The following is a 14,819-nucleotide window of genomic DNA, read 5'->3' as shown; positions in this document are numbered from 1 at the left end:
TCAGGTTTTCAAACGCCCTTCAGTGGATTCGCCGCCAGGTTCGCCATGCGAGCATGGCTCCTACCAGGGTCAGCGCGCCAGACTTTTCAGTGCCAGGCGGATCAGTTGCTCACTGGTGGCGCCTTCCTCTGCCACCTTGCCAACGGCGGCGGCGGCATCCTTGTTACGGTAACCGAGCGCTTCCAGGGCAGCGATGGCATCGGAGCGGGCATCGTCCGGCTGGGCCAGAGGCGTCTGCCCCGGCAGGGACACTGGACCACCATCAATCTTGTCGAGCCGATCACGCATTTCGATGACCAGTCGTTCGGCGGTTTTCTTGCCAATGCCCGGCACTTTCACCAGCGAGGTGGTGTCCTGATCGTGAATGCATTGCGCCAGCCGGTCTGCCTCGATGCCGGAGAGAATGGCCAGGGCCATTTTCGGGCCGACGCCGTTGACCTTGATCAGTGCCCGAAACAGCTCGCGCTCATAGCGATCAGCAAAGCCATACAGCAACTGGGCGTCCTCACGCACCACGAAATGGGTGTGCAGGGTGAGCGGCTCACCGGTCTCCGGCAAGCTGTAAAAAACGGTCATGGGGGCTTCCACTTCATAGCCCACCCCGTTCACATCCAGCAACAGCACTGGAGGGCGTTTCTCGAGCAGGGTTCCGCGCAGTTGTCCTATCATGGCTGTGTTTTACTGTCCTTTTTAGCGTATTCGTCCGTTTCTGACTGCGGTGGCTCCACCCATCCGGGCCAGTGACACACGCATATGGGCATGACACAAGGCGATGGCCAACGCATCGGCGGCATCTTCCTGGGGGCGCTTTTCCAGGCCAAGCAGATACTTGACCATTTCCGCCACCTGCCCCTTTTCCGCGCCGCCGCGCCCTACCACTGCCTGCTTTACCTGGCGGGCAGAGTATTCAAACACCGGCAGCGAAGCCTGCATCACCGCGGCAATGGCCGCTCCCCGGGCCTGCCCCAGTTTCAGGGCGGAATCCGCGTTGCGGGCCATGAACACCTTTTCGATACTCACTTCCGCTGGACCATAATCCATCACCACCTGATGAATACCGGCGAAAATCTCACCCAGGCGCGGGGGAATGTCCTTATGGGTCGTAGTAATGGTCCCGAAGGCCACTGCCCGACTGCGGTTGCCCACCTGCTCCACCAGACCGTAGCCGGTTCGCCGGGAGCCGGGGTCGATCCCCAGTAGTAATGCCATAAGCCGCTGACCCGAAAATAAAAACTGGTCCAGTTGTACCTTACAGCTGTCCATATGTCCAGTTGAAGCAGCTTCTAGCTTCTAGCTTCTAGCTTCTAGCTTCTAGCTTCTAGCTTCTAGCTTCTAGCTTCTAGCTTCTAGCTTCTAGCTTCTAGCTTCTAGCTTCTAGCTTCTAGCTTCTAGCAGGATTGTGGCCCGGCCCGAAGGATGCGCAAGCCAAATAACAAAAAACCCCGACTCTGCGGGGTTTTTTGTTTTCCTGATAGCTAGCAGCTCGTAGCTAGTAGCTATTCCTCTTCTTCCGACGGCCAGCTGGCATTGGTGTAAACGTTCTGCACGTCGTCCAGATCTTCCAGCATATCGATCATCTTCTGCACGGTTTCAGCGGTATCCGCATCCATCTCCGCTTCCGTGGAGGGATGCATGGTGACTTCCGCATCGGCAAACTCCAGGCCGGCCTCGCGCAGGGCGTCAACCACATCACCGAACTGCTTGTCCGGCGTAGTAATCACCAGGAAGCTGCCATCGTCGTTTTCTTCCACGTCCTCGGCACCGGCTTCCAGGGCCACTTCCATGAGCTTTTCTTCGTCCACGCCGGGCTCGAAGAAGATCTCGCCACGCTTGGTGAACAGGAAGGCCACGGAACCGCTGGTGCCCAGATTACCGGCAAACTTGGAGAATGCATGGCGCACCTCGGCGACGGTACGGTTGACGTTGTCGGTCATGGTTTCCACCAGCACCGCCACGCCTCCCTTGCCGTAGCCTTCGTAGGTGATCTCTTCCATGTTGGCATCGTCATCACCACCGGCGCCGCGCTTGATGGCCCGGTCGATGGTGTCGCGGGTCATGTTCTGACCCAGGGCCTTGTCTACCGCCGCCCGCAGGCGCGGGTTGTCCGCCGTTTCACCGCCGCCCATTCTGGCCGCCACGGTGATTTCACGAATCAGTTTGGTAAAGATCTTGCCGCGCTTGGCATCCTGGGCCGCCTTGCGGTGCTTGATATTGGCCCATTTACTGTGTCCTGCCATGGTGTCTCCCGTAATTGCTACGAACAGACCGGCGCGGCCGGGCCGCGCCGCCGGTTGTTATCGAATCAACTGTCTTCTTTTCGTACCTGCACACCCACTTCACGCAGCTGCTTGCTGTCCACCGGTGACGGCGCATTGGTCATCATGCAGGAGGCGGTCTGGGTTTTCGGGAAAGCGATCACGTCACGAATGGAGTCACAGCCGGTCATCAGCATGACCATGCGATCCAGACCGAAAGCCAGACCACCGTGGGGCGGTGCACCGTATTTGAGACCGTCGAGCAGGAAGCCGAACTTTTCGTCCGCCTCTTCATCGGAAATACCCAGGGCCTCGAACACGGTACGCTGCATGGCCGGGTTGTGGATACGGATAGAACCCCCACCCAGTTCGGTACCGTTGAGCACCATGTCATAGGCACGGGACAGGGCCCCTTCCGGGTTGCTCTTCAGTTCTTCCGGGCTGCAGCTGGGCATGGTGAAGGGGTGATGCAGGGCGTAGTACTGACCCTCGTCCTCTTCGAACATGGGGAAGTCCACCACCCACAACGGGGCCCAGTCGCCTTCGACCAGGTTCAGGTCGTGGCCCACTTTGACGCGCAGCGCACCCAGCGCTTCGTTGACGATCTTGGCCTTGTCGGCACCGAAGAAGATCAGGTCGCCGGTTTCGGCGCCGGTGCGCTCCAGAATGCCCTGGATGGCCTCTTCGGTGAGGAACTTGAGGATCGGCGATTGCAGCCCTTCAGCACCCGCCGCCAGATCGTTGACCTTGATGTAGGCCAGCCCCTTGGCGCCGTAGATGCTGACGAACTTGGTATAGCCGTCGATGTCCTTGCGGGACAGGCTGCACCCTCCCGGGACTTTCATGGCCGCCACACGCCCTTTCGGATCGTTGGCCGGGCCGGAGAACACCTTGAAGTCCACACCGGCCAGCAGATCGGCGATGTCGATCAGCTCCAGCGGGATACGCAGGTCCGGCTTGTCGGAACCAAAACGCTGCATGGCTTCAGAGAACGGCATGCGCGGGAAGTCCGGCAGCTCCACATCCAGCAGCTCCTTGAACACCGAGCGCACCATGCGTTCGGTGATGCCCATGATGTCCTCTTCCTCCACAAAGGAAGCTTCCAGGTCAATCTGGGTGAACTCCGGCTGACGATCGGCGCGCAGGTCCTCATCACGGAAGCACTTGGCAATCTGGTAGTAGCGGTCGAAGCCCGCCACCATCAGCAGCTGCTTGAACAGCTGCGGAGACTGCGGCAAGGCGAAGAAGCTACCGGGATGGGTACGGCTGGGCACCAGGTAATCCCGGGCACCTTCCGGGGTGGCCCGGGTCAGGATCGGGGTTTCCACATCCATGAAGCCTTCGCCTTCCAGGAAGGCGCGGACCACGTGGGTCAGCCGCGAACGGAACTGGAAGTTACGCAGCACTTCGGGACGACGCAGATCCATATAGCGATACTTGAGGCGCACTTCTTCGCCAGCGGCGGAATGGGCATCCAGCTCGAACGGCGGCGTTTGCGCCTCGTTGAGAATGGTCAGTTCCTTGCCCAGCACTTCGATATCGCCGGTGTCCATCTTGCTGTTGCGCACCGCTTCATCGCGCATACGCACCAGACCGGTCAGGCGCACCACGTATTCGCTGCGAACCTTGTCGGCCAGCGCGAAGGCTTCCACGGTGTCCGGATCGAACACCACCTGCACCAGACCATTACGGTCACGCAGGTCGAGGAAAATCACCCCACCGTGGTCACGGCGGCGACTGACCCAACCGCAAAGCTCAACTGTTTCTCCATCGTGGGAGGCTCGCAAATCACCGCAATAATGGCTTCGCATGCTTAACTTCCGCTTGTATTTCTGAGGGCGCTACCCGGGGCCAACCGCATCTGTCGGCAGTACCAGTCCCCGGGTCGCTGAAAAAGGCGCCACAGTATAGCGATTCCACCGCCTGCGAGCCATGCCGGGGGGCGATTCCCTGCCAAACAGGCCACATCCGCCCCATTTTTGTTGAAAGTCCGTAAAAAATAGTGGTTTCACGGCTTGTGCAGTGAAAATTCATGGCATATAACAGATGCGAACCAATTCAGTGGCCCTCTGAGTTTGCGCAGTCCAGGGGCGTACCTGACAGGGAAGCAAGACCGGTTCCCCGCCGATCGGCGGAGACACACATTCTCAGGAAGACACAAAACAAGGGGTAAGTAATCCATGGCTGCAAAGAAAAAGACAGCTGCCAAAGCCACCAGCGCTACTGCGGCTCGCAAGGTTAAAACCATCACCGAACCGATGAACAAGACCCAGATCGTTAACCAGATCAGCGATACCACCGGCCTGACCAAGAAAGACGTCAACGCCGTATTCGATGAGCTGGCCGACATCATGGAAGGTCATCTGAAGAAACGCGGTGCTGGCCAGTTCACCCTGCCGGGCCTGATGAAAATCGTCACCCAGAAAAAACCCGCCACCAAGGCACGCAAGGGCATCAACCCGTTCACCGGCGAAGAAACCACGTTCGCCGCCAAGCCGGCCCGCACCATGGTAAAAGTGCGTCCGCTGAAAAAGCTCAAGGACATGGCATCCTGATGCCGCTTGCCACCGCCGGGCTCCGGCCCGGCGGTTGACCTTCTCTTTTCCCTCCTCTGGCCCCTGGCCACCCCAGCCTCTATAATCCGCGCCCACTGATATCACGCTGACTGACCCTGGTTGTTTTCTGGCCAACCGCAGCCACTCCGAGGCGCCAGCATTCAGCCCCTGCACAACACTAGGAGCGCGCCCATGGCAGAGCGTAAGGACAAAAAGAAGGTAATCGGCGAGCCGATGACCGACGAACAGATCAAGGTTTTCCTGGATTTCTCCAGTGAGGAAGGGGTCGACGCCGACTTCCACGTGCTCGAGAAAGCCTACCGGGCCCTGCGGGCCGAAGATTTCGAGCGCTTCATCGGGTTCTTTCAGGAAAACGGCCGGGATATCAACGCCCGTGACCCCAAGGGCCGCACCCTGCTGGCCCTGATCGAGAGCCACCCGAAGTGCAGCGACTATGCCCAGCTGCTCCGTGATGCCGGCGGCACCCGCTAGCTGGCTGCCAGGGAGTCTCTGAATAACCCCTTGCGTACCCGGCGAGGTGTTGCCCAGCGGCTCCCTGAGACCTCCCCCGTCGCCTGACTCCTGTCGGGCAGCAACCCTACAGATACATTTCCCAAGGGAAATAGATACCCTCAGAAACTTGTCCACCGCCCAAGCCCATGGCATTGTTAAGCCATTACAAGGGCTATCGGGGCCCGGCGATCATATAGCCTCCAAAACGGGGTATTGGGAAAAGCCTGACAAGGCTTCGCTGACGTTTTTGTTTCCTCTGTCTTCACAGGCAGCGGGCGGCAAGGACTACAGCACGTTGTATTCCCTACCCTGATAAAACACACAACAACAACAAGAGCTGTAACCATCATGACAGCATATCCTCAACGACTCTGGCACTCCCTTTGTCTGATCGCGCTTTGTACATTGAGCTTGCAACTTCATGCGGCGCGGGACGATGACTACGATGATGAAATGGACGAAGTCACCGCGGAAGAACTGCAAATGCAGGAAATCCCCGTGGATGAACGCATCTTCCAGGAAAAATGGAACGACGTCCCCTACAAGAAAAGCTACTTCACCTACACCGACGCGCAAATCCGGGAAAAATGGGATTACCTGATGCGCGGCCTGAAAGTCCCCTACCCCTCTGCGGACTACATGCGCACCCAGTTCAAGAAATACCCCTTTATGTCTGAAGACATCCAGAACTGGGATGGCAAGGATTTCGACGGTCTGGAACGCCGTTACCTGGAAGTGTGGCGAATGTTCTTTGCCGGTGATTTCCAGAAAGCCCGGGAAGAGGGCCTGAAACTGGGCGCCATCGGCAAGATTCCTTCCCTGTTCTCCCAGCTCATGTATGCGATTTACCTGGCGGACCGCCAGAGCACCAAGTACATGATGCTGCAGGACGTGGCGAACCAGGCCCAGGAATATTTCGACGATATGAAGGAAGCTGAGGATGACCCGGAGGTAGCGCCGATCGTGGCCACCGTGAAGCTGGGTTACGCCTACGCCATCGCGCGTATCGCCGAAGAATCTCCGGTCCCCATCGTTGTCGCACGACGCTATATCGGCAAGATCAAGAGCAGCGCCGAGGAAGTGGTGGAAGTTATGCCGGAGCAACCGCTCGCCCATGCTTTCCGCGCAGGCGTGGATGCCGGCATCATGCGCCGGGTCGGCAAGTTCACCGGCCGCATGACCTACGGGGCACGCACCACCACCGTGGAAGAGTCCTTCGCTGAAGCGCTGGAAATGGCTGGCGACATTCCCATCGTCAACTATGAATACGCCAACGCCCTCATTTACATGAACCGCAAGCGCGATCTGAATGAAGCGATCAGCTACCTGGAAAAGGCCATGAAAATCCGTCCGGAATTTTCCATGGATGCCCTGGACGTGATGTATTCCTACAAGCGCCTGCAGGAAGTGCGGTTGTATGCCCTGAACTTCCGCAGCTTCCGCAAGTTTGAAAAGCTGCGCCGCAAGTTCAGCAAGCAGACGGACCGTAATCTGACCAGCATCATCAGCGATCCGCTGACCATGGATATGCTGAACAATCCGGAAAACTACGTGCTGCCCCCACGCGGCTGATGTCACTCTACGAAGATACGCTGTTCCCGGTATTACTGGATTGGGCAACCCGTCCGGTCTACCGGGATCGCGAGCGGATCATCGGCCAGGCCCGGGGACGTGTTCTGGAACTGGGAGTCGGCACCGGCAGCAACTTTCCTTTCTATGGCGATGCGGCCACAGAGATCCACGGCATCGAACCGGCTCAGGCGCTGTTAACGCTGGCGCAGGAAGCGGCCAGCCAGTGTGCGCGGCCGGAGCGGTTTGTGTTGCGCACCGGTGATGCCCAGCAACTTCCCTACCCGGACCACCACTTCGATACCGTGGTCGCCTGCCTGGTATTCTGCACCATCCCGGATCCGGAGCGGGCCGCCGCAGAGGCCTTCCGGGTACTCAAACCCGGCGGCACCCTGCTGGCACTGGAGCATGTACTCAGTGAACGTCGGTGGGTGCAGCGCCTGCAAAAAGGCATGAACCCGGCCTGGAAGCACCTGGCCTGCGGCTGCCAACTCACCCGCGATACCGCCAGCATCTTCCGTGGAGCCGGTTTCCGCCTGCACAAGGCCAGCCACCGCCGCCACCCGAAACTGCCCGCCTTTGCCGGGGAGTTGCTTGACGGGGCGCTGCTGAAACCCAGTTAAAAGTTCAAAATTGAAAGTTCAAAAGCGCGAGACAACGCTTGGTGCGCTGCTATGCCATGCCAGCGCTCAAACCCATGAGCGCGGAGAGTGAGACTCCGGGAGGCGGCACCCCGGAACGCGTTTAAACTTTGAACTTTCAACTCACCCGACGGGACAAACTGCCACACCCACTCGCGGCACTTTCCCTTTACAATAGCCCCATGGATAACCGCCCCCCCCTACTGAACTGGCGACTGCGCCTGATATGGCTGCGCAGTCTGTTGGTGCTGATCATTACCCTTGCCCTGATGGTGCTGCAAAGTCAGGGGCATAGCGGCTATCGCCTGTATGAGCTGGGTTGGCTGGCGGCCTTGCTGCTGCCCAGCCTGATCACGTTGCTGTCACACCGGGTGGGTCGCCAGCGCCACGCTCCGCTGCTAACACTGGAATTGGCCCTGGATACGATCCTGTTTACCGGCCTGATCCAGGGGTTCGGCGGCGCCGGCAACCCGCTGTCATTCTATCTGCTGGTCCCCGCCCTGCTGGCCTCGCTGACCCTGCCACTGAGGAGCGGAATGCTGGTGGCCGCCCTGGCACTGGGCGGCTATATGGTGTCCATGAGCTGGTATCAGATGCCGGCCATGGACAGCCCCCTTCATGCTCTCAGCCACCAACTCAGCGGTTTGCATGGGGTCGGCATGGCCGCGGTTTTTATCGCCCTGCTGGTCATGCTGACCTTGCTGGGACAGGTGATCCAGCGCCTGATGCGCCAACAGCAACGCCAGCAGGAGCAGGCCATTGACCTGGCCGGTCGCCGCGAGCACATGTACCAGATCGCCGCCACCCTGGCTGACCAGGCCCATGAGCTGAATACCCCGCTGGGGACGCTGGTAATGCTGGCAGACAATCTGTTGCATTCGCCACAACTGCCCGGCGCGCTTCGTGATGAAGTGACACAGATGGAACAACTGGCAAGAAACGTGGCCCGACGCCTGAAACAGGGCGACGACACACCGCTACCGGAATCCCTGCCTTTCAGTGAGCTGTTGACCAGGCTGCAACAACACCTTCGGCATCTGGCACCGACCCTCTCTGTGACCCATCAACTGGATACCAACCCCAACGTGGCCAACCCGGAAGGCTGGTTCCGGGTCCTTTGCAACCTGGGTTATAACGCCATGGATGCCGGCGCCTCGCGACTGGCAATCACGCTGCATGACCGGGATCAGAGTTACCGCCTGCAAGTTAGCGATGACGGCCCCGCCCACGCCCCGTCGGAGCGGGAAGGCATGGGGATTGGCCTGACGCTGGTCAGCACCACGCTGGAGCAAATGGGCGCACACCTGGAAATGGAATTGGGACCTCGCTGGACCCAGGCTCGTATCGACTGGCCACGGGAGCTCGCCAGATGACTGTGCGCCAACTCCTGCTGGTTGAAGACGATGAGCCGCTGGCCGAACAGACCGCTCGCGCCCTGGAGCATCGTGGCAATCGTGTGGCCGTGGCCCACAACGCGGAACAGGCCCTCGCCCTGCTTGCCCGCTTGCCAGACCTGGCAGGCGCCATCCTCGACCAGAATCTGGGCAGCGACAACGGCCTGGATCTGATTGTCCCGATCCTCGAACATTTCCCGGACTGCCGTATCATTCTGCTCACTGGCTACGGCAGCATTACCGCGGCGGTGGCGGCAACCCACCGTGGTGCCCGCAACTATCTCACCAAGCCCGCCAGCCCTGCTGACATCCTGCTGGCCCTGGATACCGACCCGGCCAACCCGGCCCTGCCCTTACCCGCCACGCCCCCGTCCCTGCAACGGCTGGAATGGGAGCACATCCAGCGCACCCTGGATGCCCATGATGGCAATATTTCACGGGCCGCCGACGCCCTGGGCATTCATCGCCGTACCCTGCAACGACGACTGAAAAAGCGCCCTACCGCCAGTGACTACCAACGCGACAAGCACTTTCGCGAAGACTGACTGTCACAACTTGCCTTACACTGTTGGGCGAGTGGCAACATACCCAACCGGTGGGACACAGCATCAAATCCACATGCCGCCGGGAAACAGCGCACAGGGATGCAAGACTTGAGGGCACAGCAGCAGACAACCTGGTTCCTAACGCTATTTCTGATGCTGCTCGCCGTACCGGCTTTTGCTGATGACGCCCCGCAACTGCGTATCACTGGCAACGCCAGCGACGCGGTCAACAGCAACATTCGCGCCCTGGTCAATCTGTCCCGCTACCCCTGCGAGCCACCCACGGCCCAGTTCGGCCTGATCCGCCGGCAGATCCTCGCCAATAGCCAGCAAGCCTTGCAGGCCATGGGCTACTACGAGAGCACCTTATCCCTGCAAACCGACCAGCAAGACGGCTGCGCACGCGTCACCCTGGATGTGAATACCGGGCCGGCGGTGATCCTGCAGCGGGCCGACATCCGCATCAGCGGCGATGCCGCCAATGATCCTGCCTTCAATCAGCTGGTGGCCACTGCGCAACTGGCCATCGGCCAGCGACTGCAACATGACCAGTACACCTCCCTGAAAAAAAATCTGCAGCAACAGCTGATCAGTCGTGGCTATGTGCAGGGAAAACTGACCCGCAATCAACTGAGTGTGGACACCCGAAAACGTCAGGCCACCATCGCATTGCATATGGACAGCGGCCCCCGCTACGACTTCGGCGCCATCACCCTGACCGGCAGTGAACTGAGGGACAAGCTGGTCGATGCCTACGTGAGCTTTCATGAAGGTGAGCCCTTCGACAGCAAACAGCTGCTGGAGACCCAGCAGGCCTTTCTGGGCGCCGGGTATTTCAGTGCTGTGCGGGTCCAGAAAGGCACCCCGGATGATGACAGCCGGACTATTCCCGTGAGCATCAACCTGACAGACAACAATCGCTGGTCACTGCTCGCCGGCGTCGGCGCCAGCACCGATACCGGACCACGGGTGCGCCTGGGGGTGGAAAATCGCCGGGTGAACCGGGCCGGTCACCGCTTCCGGGCGGAAACGGAAGTCTCTCAGGTGCAGCAAGGGGCCGGTGCCAGCTACCAGATCCCGCTGAAAGATCCGCAACGGGAACGGCTGGATTTCCACACCAGCTATGTCAATGAAGTCACCGACAGCAAAGACAATGAACGCTGGACCACCGGTGCCGACTATATCGTCGAGTTGCAAAATCGCTGGGTCACCACCACGTCACTGACCTACCTGCGCGAGACCTACGAGATCGCCGGGGAAGTGGATCAGGCCGAGCTGATCATTCCCGGCTTCCAGCTCAGCCGCGTCAAGGCCAACGACCCCATCTATCCGTCTTTCGGCTGGCGGTTGAGCAGCAAAATCCGGTTCGCCAATCGTAACCTGTCTTCCACAGCCTCTTTCCTGCAACTGACCGGCAGTGGCAAGCTGCTTTTCCCGTTGCTTGGTGGGCGCGTACTGATGCGCGGGGACCTGGGCTATACAGAAGTCACGGATGTCCGGGAGCTGCCCGCCTCCATCCGTTTCTTTGCCGGCGGTGACTCCAGCGTGCGCGGTTTCGCCTATGAATCCCTGGGCCCACGGGCCGACAATGGGGATGTGATTGGGGGTCGGCATCTGGCCACCGGCAGCCTGGAGTACGACCATCCGATTACCGAGAAATGGCACCTGGCGGTTTTCAGCGATGGCGGCAATGCCTTCAATAACATCAATGATTTCGAAATCCGCCGCAGCGCCGGGTTCGGCATCCGCTGGCGCTCCCCGCTGGGACCAATCCGGCTGGACCTGGCCCGGGCCGTGGATGAACACCGCGACTGGCGCGTGCACCTGAGCATGGGGCCGGACCTGTGATAAAGCGAACCCTCAAGCGTTTCAGTGTCGGCCTGCTCGGGGTGCTGTTCAGTCTGATCCTGATGGTGGTACTGACCACCTGGCTGCTGCTTGGCACGGCCACCGGCAACCGCTGGTTGCTGGGTCAGGTCAGCGAGTGGATCCCCGGGGATCTGCAGGTGGAAGACTGGCAGGGCAGTCTGCTGGACCGGGTCACGGTCACCGGTGTGCGCTATCAGCTGGACGGGGTGTCGGTGACTCTGGATCGTCTCGAGGCGGAGCTGGTACCCGCTTCCCTCACCCGCGGTTGGCTGGAATTCACCACCTTATCCCTGGGCGATCTCCGCCTGTCACTGCCCCCGGATCCGAAAACAGAGGACACCGCCACGGCCGGTTTGCCTGACAGCCTGGCACTCCCCCTTGGGGTACGCATCGACACCCTGACCCTGGCCTCACTTCGCCTCAACGACACCCAGCTGGTCAGTGGGCTGGATGCCCGACAGCTGGCTGCCTGGCGTCGCTTTCAACTGGCCAGCCTGACCACCCGCACGGTGGCCGATATCAGCGTGGAAGCCACCGCCCAGGGCAGTCTTGCCGCCCCCATGGAGATTCAGGGGCAAGCCCGTTGGCAGATGCCCCTGGCCGAGAACGAAACCCTCAACGCGCAGAAAGCAGCGGGCCAGCTCAATATCCGCGGATCGCTCTCGACCTTGATATTGGATCATGAACTGAGCGCCCCGGTGCAAATTCACAGCCAGGGCGAATGGCAACTCGCGGACCCGGAACGGCCCCTGGCCCTGGAACACCAGTGGCCGGCACAGCCGTTGCCACTGGTGTTGCCGCAACCACTGTCCGTGGGCGACGGCAGGCTGACCACCCGGGGGCCACTGGCAACGCTGCAAATAGCAGGCGAGAGTCGCCTGACCAGTGGCGACAAGACGGTGCATCTGTCACTGAACAGCCAGCTCACCCACGGTGGCCTGGCACTGCAGCAGCTGCAGCTTGATGACGGCGAGCAACAACTGGCAGGACGCGGTGAGCTGCAGTTCAGCCCCTTGAGCTGGGACCTGGAGCTGGAGGGCAAACTGGATACCGGCCTGCTGCATCCGCACTTCCCGGGCCAGCTCAATGTGAAAGGCAACAGCCAGGGCACCCATGCAGACGGGCAATGGCAGTTGTCACCCAGCCGGCTAGAACTGGCAGGCCGGGTTCGCCAGCAGCCTCTGACCGCCACGACCACCGTGGCAAGCCATCAGCAAGGCCTGCAACTGGACAGCAACATCCGCTGGGGTGACAACCGGCTCACCGGCCGCGGCGCCATCCTGCCCGACTGGTCCCTGGACACCACCCTGGCCCTGCCGCGGCTGGACCAGCTCTACCCGGATATTCAGGGCCAGCTCAGCGGTCAGGTGCAAATCCGTGGTCCCATGGCCTCACCCCATCTGACCGGCAATCTGACCGGCCAGCAACTGGGCTGGCAGGATTGGTCGCTGGCCTCCCTGCAAACCCGGTTCCGCGCACTCGGCCCGGGCGCGCAGACCATGATGCTTGAGCTGAACACCGAGACGTTGCAGCAGGGCAACAGCGAACAACTGGCCACCGCACAGCTCAGCCTCAACGGCACCCTGGCCGACCATCGTGCCACGGCCCGTTTCCGTCGTGACGATGTCCGCCTGGAGACAGGCCTGCAAGGCAGCCTGGTCTCCCTCCATAACGCGCCCCGCTGGGAGGGTTCGCTGTCCGATACCAGCCTGGTACACGCGCAACTGGGGCGCTGGCAGCAAAGCCGGGACACGTCGCTGGTGCTGTCCGCCACAGAGCAGTCCCTGAGCGCTTTCTGTCTTGAGCAAGCGCCGAGCCAACTCTGCCTGGAAGGCAAACGGGACGACGCCAACCAGGTCCACGTCCGCGCCTCCGTCGACGCCCTGCCGCTGGCGCTGGCCGGCGCCTTGCTGGGACCGGACTTTACCGTGCAGGGCAACCTGAACGGCGACGCCTCCCTGCAAGGCCCGCTGGAAAACCCGGCTGGGCAGTTTCAGCTGCAAACCGACAATGCCCGCCTGGCCGTGCGCACCCCGGACACTCCCCAGGAGCTGGTTATCGAGCAGCTCTCCATGAAAGGACAGCTGCAAGACCAGCGGCTGACCAGCGAATTGACCCTGGTCTCCGACCTGGCCAGCGCCAACGCCTCCCTGGAGCATGGCCTGGACGCCAACGGCCCCCTGAGCGGCCAGGTAGCCTTCCAGCTCACCAGTCTGTCACCGCTGGCGCTGCTTACCACCGACCTGCGCGAAATCAGCGGTCAGGTCCGTGGCGATTTCGCCCTGGCAGGCACCCTTCGACAACCATTGATGGACGGCAACATCCGTCTGCATAACGGCAGCGCCCTGGTCCCCGCCCTCGGCGTCGCCGTCACCAACCTGCAGATGGATGTGCAGGGCTCGCCCCGGGGACAACTGGATGTGAACGGGTCGGCAACTCTGGGCGAAGGCACCCTGACCCTGACCGGCACACTGGATCCCAGGGAGTGGCCAGCCACGGTGAACCTGTCATTGGATGGCCAACGGTTGCGGGTGGCGGACAGACCCGATGCCCGCGTGCTGCTCAATCCGAGCCTGACCCTCAAGGGCGACCTGGATGAGTTGCAGCTGGGCGGCAAACTGACCATCCCGGAGGCGGAAATCCAGCCCACGGAGCTTCCCGAGGGCGCGGTTACCGTCAGTCAGGATCAGGTCCTGGTACATCAGGAGGGAGAACAGCAGAGTGGCCTGCCGTTGGGGATTGATGTGATCGTCAACCTGGGTGACAAGGTGCACTTCAAGGGCTTTGGCCTGGACGCCATGCTTGGCGGCACTCTGCAAGTGAACCAGCAACCGCAACAACCCCCTCAACTGAACGGCGAACTGGTAATCCGGGAAGGTCGCTACCGGGCTTACGGCCAGAACCTGGCCATCAGTGACGGTCAACTGATCTTCCAGGGCCCGCCGGACAACCCCGGGCTGGATATCCGAGCCATCCGCAAGATACCCAGTGAGAACGTGGTGGTCGGGGTACAGCTCAGCGGCACCCTGCAGGCACCGGAAGCCAGCCTGTTCTCGGAGCCGGGCATGGAACAAAGCCAGGCCATGTCCTACCTGCTGACCGGCCGACCACTGGAAAGAGGCTCCAAAGGCGACAACAACCGCATCGCCCAGGCGCTGGCACTCTACGGCCTGGAAAAAGGCAGCGGCGTCACGGAAAAACTCGGGGACAAACTGGGCGTGGATGAAATCAGCGTGGGCAGCGACTGGGAAACCGACGACGCCGCCCTGATGCTGGGCAAACAGCTGTCTGACCGCTTGTACCTGACCTATGCGGTGGGACTGTTCGATGCGGTCTCCACCGTGATGTTGCGCTACACCCTGACCCGACAGCTGCACCTGGAAGCCCGCTCGAGCACCCGCGCCAACAGCCTCGATCTGATCTGGGAGAAGGAGTTGCAGTGAGGAGGGCGAGTTGTAGGAGGTCGCTGAGGGCGAAA

The 14,819-nt window shown here is 60.9% G+C and carries 12 protein-coding genes; 8 read left to right on the top strand and 4 right to left on the bottom strand.

Annotated elements, in window-relative coordinates; translation table 11 throughout:
* Positions 1 to 69 precede the first annotated feature (69 nt).
* The 4 genes from ruvA to aspS all read right to left on the bottom strand — a co-directional run bounded on the left by ruvA (position 70) and on the right by aspS (position 4,066).
* The gene (ruvA, locus tag A0251_RS11160) at positions 70 to 669 is read right to left on the bottom strand and encodes a Holliday junction branch migration protein RuvA (protein WP_062816926.1); all 600 of its coding nucleotides are present in this window, start codon (positions 667 to 669) and stop codon (positions 70 to 72) included.
* A 21-nt stretch (positions 670 to 690) separates the two neighbouring features.
* Positions 691 to 1,209: a crossover junction endodeoxyribonuclease RuvC gene (gene ruvC, locus A0251_RS11155; RefSeq protein WP_062817027.1), complete on the bottom strand. Its 519-nt coding sequence runs from the start codon at positions 1,207 to 1,209 to the stop codon at positions 691 to 693.
* 287 nt (positions 1,210 to 1,496) lie between these two features.
* Positions 1,497 to 2,237 (bottom strand): YebC/PmpR family DNA-binding transcriptional regulator, encoded by a 741-nt coding sequence (locus A0251_RS11150; RefSeq protein ID WP_062816925.1) that lies wholly within the window; start codon positions 2,235 to 2,237, stop codon positions 1,497 to 1,499.
* A 65-nt stretch (positions 2,238 to 2,302) separates the two neighbouring features.
* Positions 2,303 to 4,066, bottom strand: coding sequence for an aspartate--tRNA ligase (gene aspS / locus A0251_RS11145; protein ID WP_062816924.1), 1,764 nt, complete (start codon positions 4,064 to 4,066; stop codon positions 2,303 to 2,305).
* Between the two features lie 369 nt (positions 4,067 to 4,435).
* On the opposite strand from aspS, the gene A0251_RS11140 reads away from it, so the two are divergent.
* The 8 genes from A0251_RS11140 to A0251_RS11105 all read left to right on the top strand — a co-directional run bounded on the left by A0251_RS11140 (position 4,436) and on the right by A0251_RS11105 (position 14,784).
* A complete protein-coding gene (locus A0251_RS11140; protein ID WP_035248851.1) occupies positions 4,436 to 4,810 on the top strand; it encodes an HU family DNA-binding protein in 375 nt (124 codons plus the stop codon).
* A gap of 192 nt (positions 4,811 to 5,002) precedes the next feature.
* The gene (locus A0251_RS11135) at positions 5,003 to 5,302 is read left to right on the top strand and encodes a PA4642 family protein (protein ID WP_062816923.1); all 300 of its coding nucleotides are present in this window, start codon (positions 5,003 to 5,005) and stop codon (positions 5,300 to 5,302) included.
* A 369-nt stretch (positions 5,303 to 5,671) separates the two neighbouring features.
* Positions 5,672 to 6,895, top strand: coding sequence for a hypothetical protein (locus tag A0251_RS11130; RefSeq protein WP_062816922.1), 1,224 nt, complete (start codon positions 5,672 to 5,674; stop codon positions 6,893 to 6,895).
* Entirely contained in the window at positions 6,895 to 7,515 is a 621-nt protein-coding gene (locus A0251_RS11125) for a class I SAM-dependent methyltransferase (RefSeq protein ID WP_062816921.1), read from the top strand. The genes A0251_RS11130 and A0251_RS11125 overlap by 1 nt, the downstream gene beginning before the upstream one ends.
* A gap of 200 nt (positions 7,516 to 7,715) precedes the next feature.
* Positions 7,716 to 8,906 (top strand): HAMP domain-containing sensor histidine kinase, encoded by a 1,191-nt coding sequence (locus tag A0251_RS11120; RefSeq protein ID WP_062816920.1) that lies wholly within the window; start codon positions 7,716 to 7,718, stop codon positions 8,904 to 8,906.
* Positions 8,903 to 9,472 carry a response regulator transcription factor gene (locus A0251_RS11115; protein WP_062816919.1) on the top strand — a complete coding sequence of 190 codons (570 nt, stop codon included), beginning with the start codon at positions 8,903 to 8,905 and terminating at the stop codon, positions 9,470 to 9,472. Before A0251_RS11120 ends, A0251_RS11115 begins: the two co-directional genes overlap by 4 nt.
* A 153-nt stretch (positions 9,473 to 9,625) precedes the next feature.
* Positions 9,626 to 11,320 (top strand): autotransporter assembly complex family protein, encoded by a 1,695-nt coding sequence (locus A0251_RS11110; RefSeq protein WP_231874218.1) that lies wholly within the window; start codon positions 9,626 to 9,628, stop codon positions 11,318 to 11,320.
* On the top strand, positions 11,317 to 14,784 hold the full coding sequence (locus tag A0251_RS11105) for a translocation/assembly module TamB domain-containing protein (protein WP_231874217.1): 3,468 nt from the start codon (positions 11,317 to 11,319) through the stop codon (positions 14,782 to 14,784). The genes A0251_RS11110 and A0251_RS11105 overlap by 4 nt, the downstream gene beginning before the upstream one ends.
* Positions 14,785 to 14,819: the final 35 nt, after the last annotated feature.

Source organism: Alcanivorax sp. NBRC 102024 (assembly GCF_001602235.1).
Classification (GTDB): Bacteria; Pseudomonadota; Gammaproteobacteria; order Pseudomonadales; family Alcanivoracaceae; genus Alcanivorax.
The sequence above is the reverse complement of the archived record's forward strand: the minus strand, read 5'-3'. Positions and strand labels throughout refer to the sequence as shown.

What these genes read in the sequence shown, in the direction of transcription:
- A0251_RS11110 (WP_231874218.1), top strand. Translation starts at nt 9,626, where the DNA reads ATGCTGCTCGCCGTACCGGCTTTTGCTGATGACGCCCCGCAACTGCGT.
- ruvA (WP_062816926.1), bottom strand. Translation starts at nt 669, where the DNA reads ATGATAGGACAACTGCGCGGAACCCTGCTCGAGAAACGCCCTCCAGTG.
- A0251_RS11115 (WP_062816919.1), top strand. Translation starts at nt 8,903, where the DNA reads ATGACTGTGCGCCAACTCCTGCTGGTTGAAGACGATGAGCCGCTGGCC.
- A0251_RS11140 (WP_035248851.1), top strand. Translation starts at nt 4,436, where the DNA reads ATGGCTGCAAAGAAAAAGACAGCTGCCAAAGCCACCAGCGCTACTGCG.
- ruvC (WP_062817027.1), bottom strand. Translation starts at nt 1,209, where the DNA reads ATGGCATTACTACTGGGGATCGACCCCGGCTCCCGGCGAACCGGCTAC.
- A0251_RS11150 (WP_062816925.1), bottom strand. Translation starts at nt 2,237, where the DNA reads ATGGCAGGACACAGTAAATGGGCCAATATCAAGCACCGCAAGGCGGCC.
- aspS (WP_062816924.1), bottom strand. Translation starts at nt 4,066, where the DNA reads ATGCGAAGCCATTATTGCGGTGATTTGCGAGCCTCCCACGATGGAGAA.
- A0251_RS11130 (WP_062816922.1), top strand. Translation starts at nt 5,672, where the DNA reads ATGACAGCATATCCTCAACGACTCTGGCACTCCCTTTGTCTGATCGCG.
- A0251_RS11135 (WP_062816923.1), top strand. Translation starts at nt 5,003, where the DNA reads ATGGCAGAGCGTAAGGACAAAAAGAAGGTAATCGGCGAGCCGATGACC.
- A0251_RS11120 (WP_062816920.1), top strand. Translation starts at nt 7,716, where the DNA reads ATGGATAACCGCCCCCCCCTACTGAACTGGCGACTGCGCCTGATATGG.
- A0251_RS11125 (WP_062816921.1), top strand. Translation starts at nt 6,895, where the DNA reads ATGTCACTCTACGAAGATACGCTGTTCCCGGTATTACTGGATTGGGCA.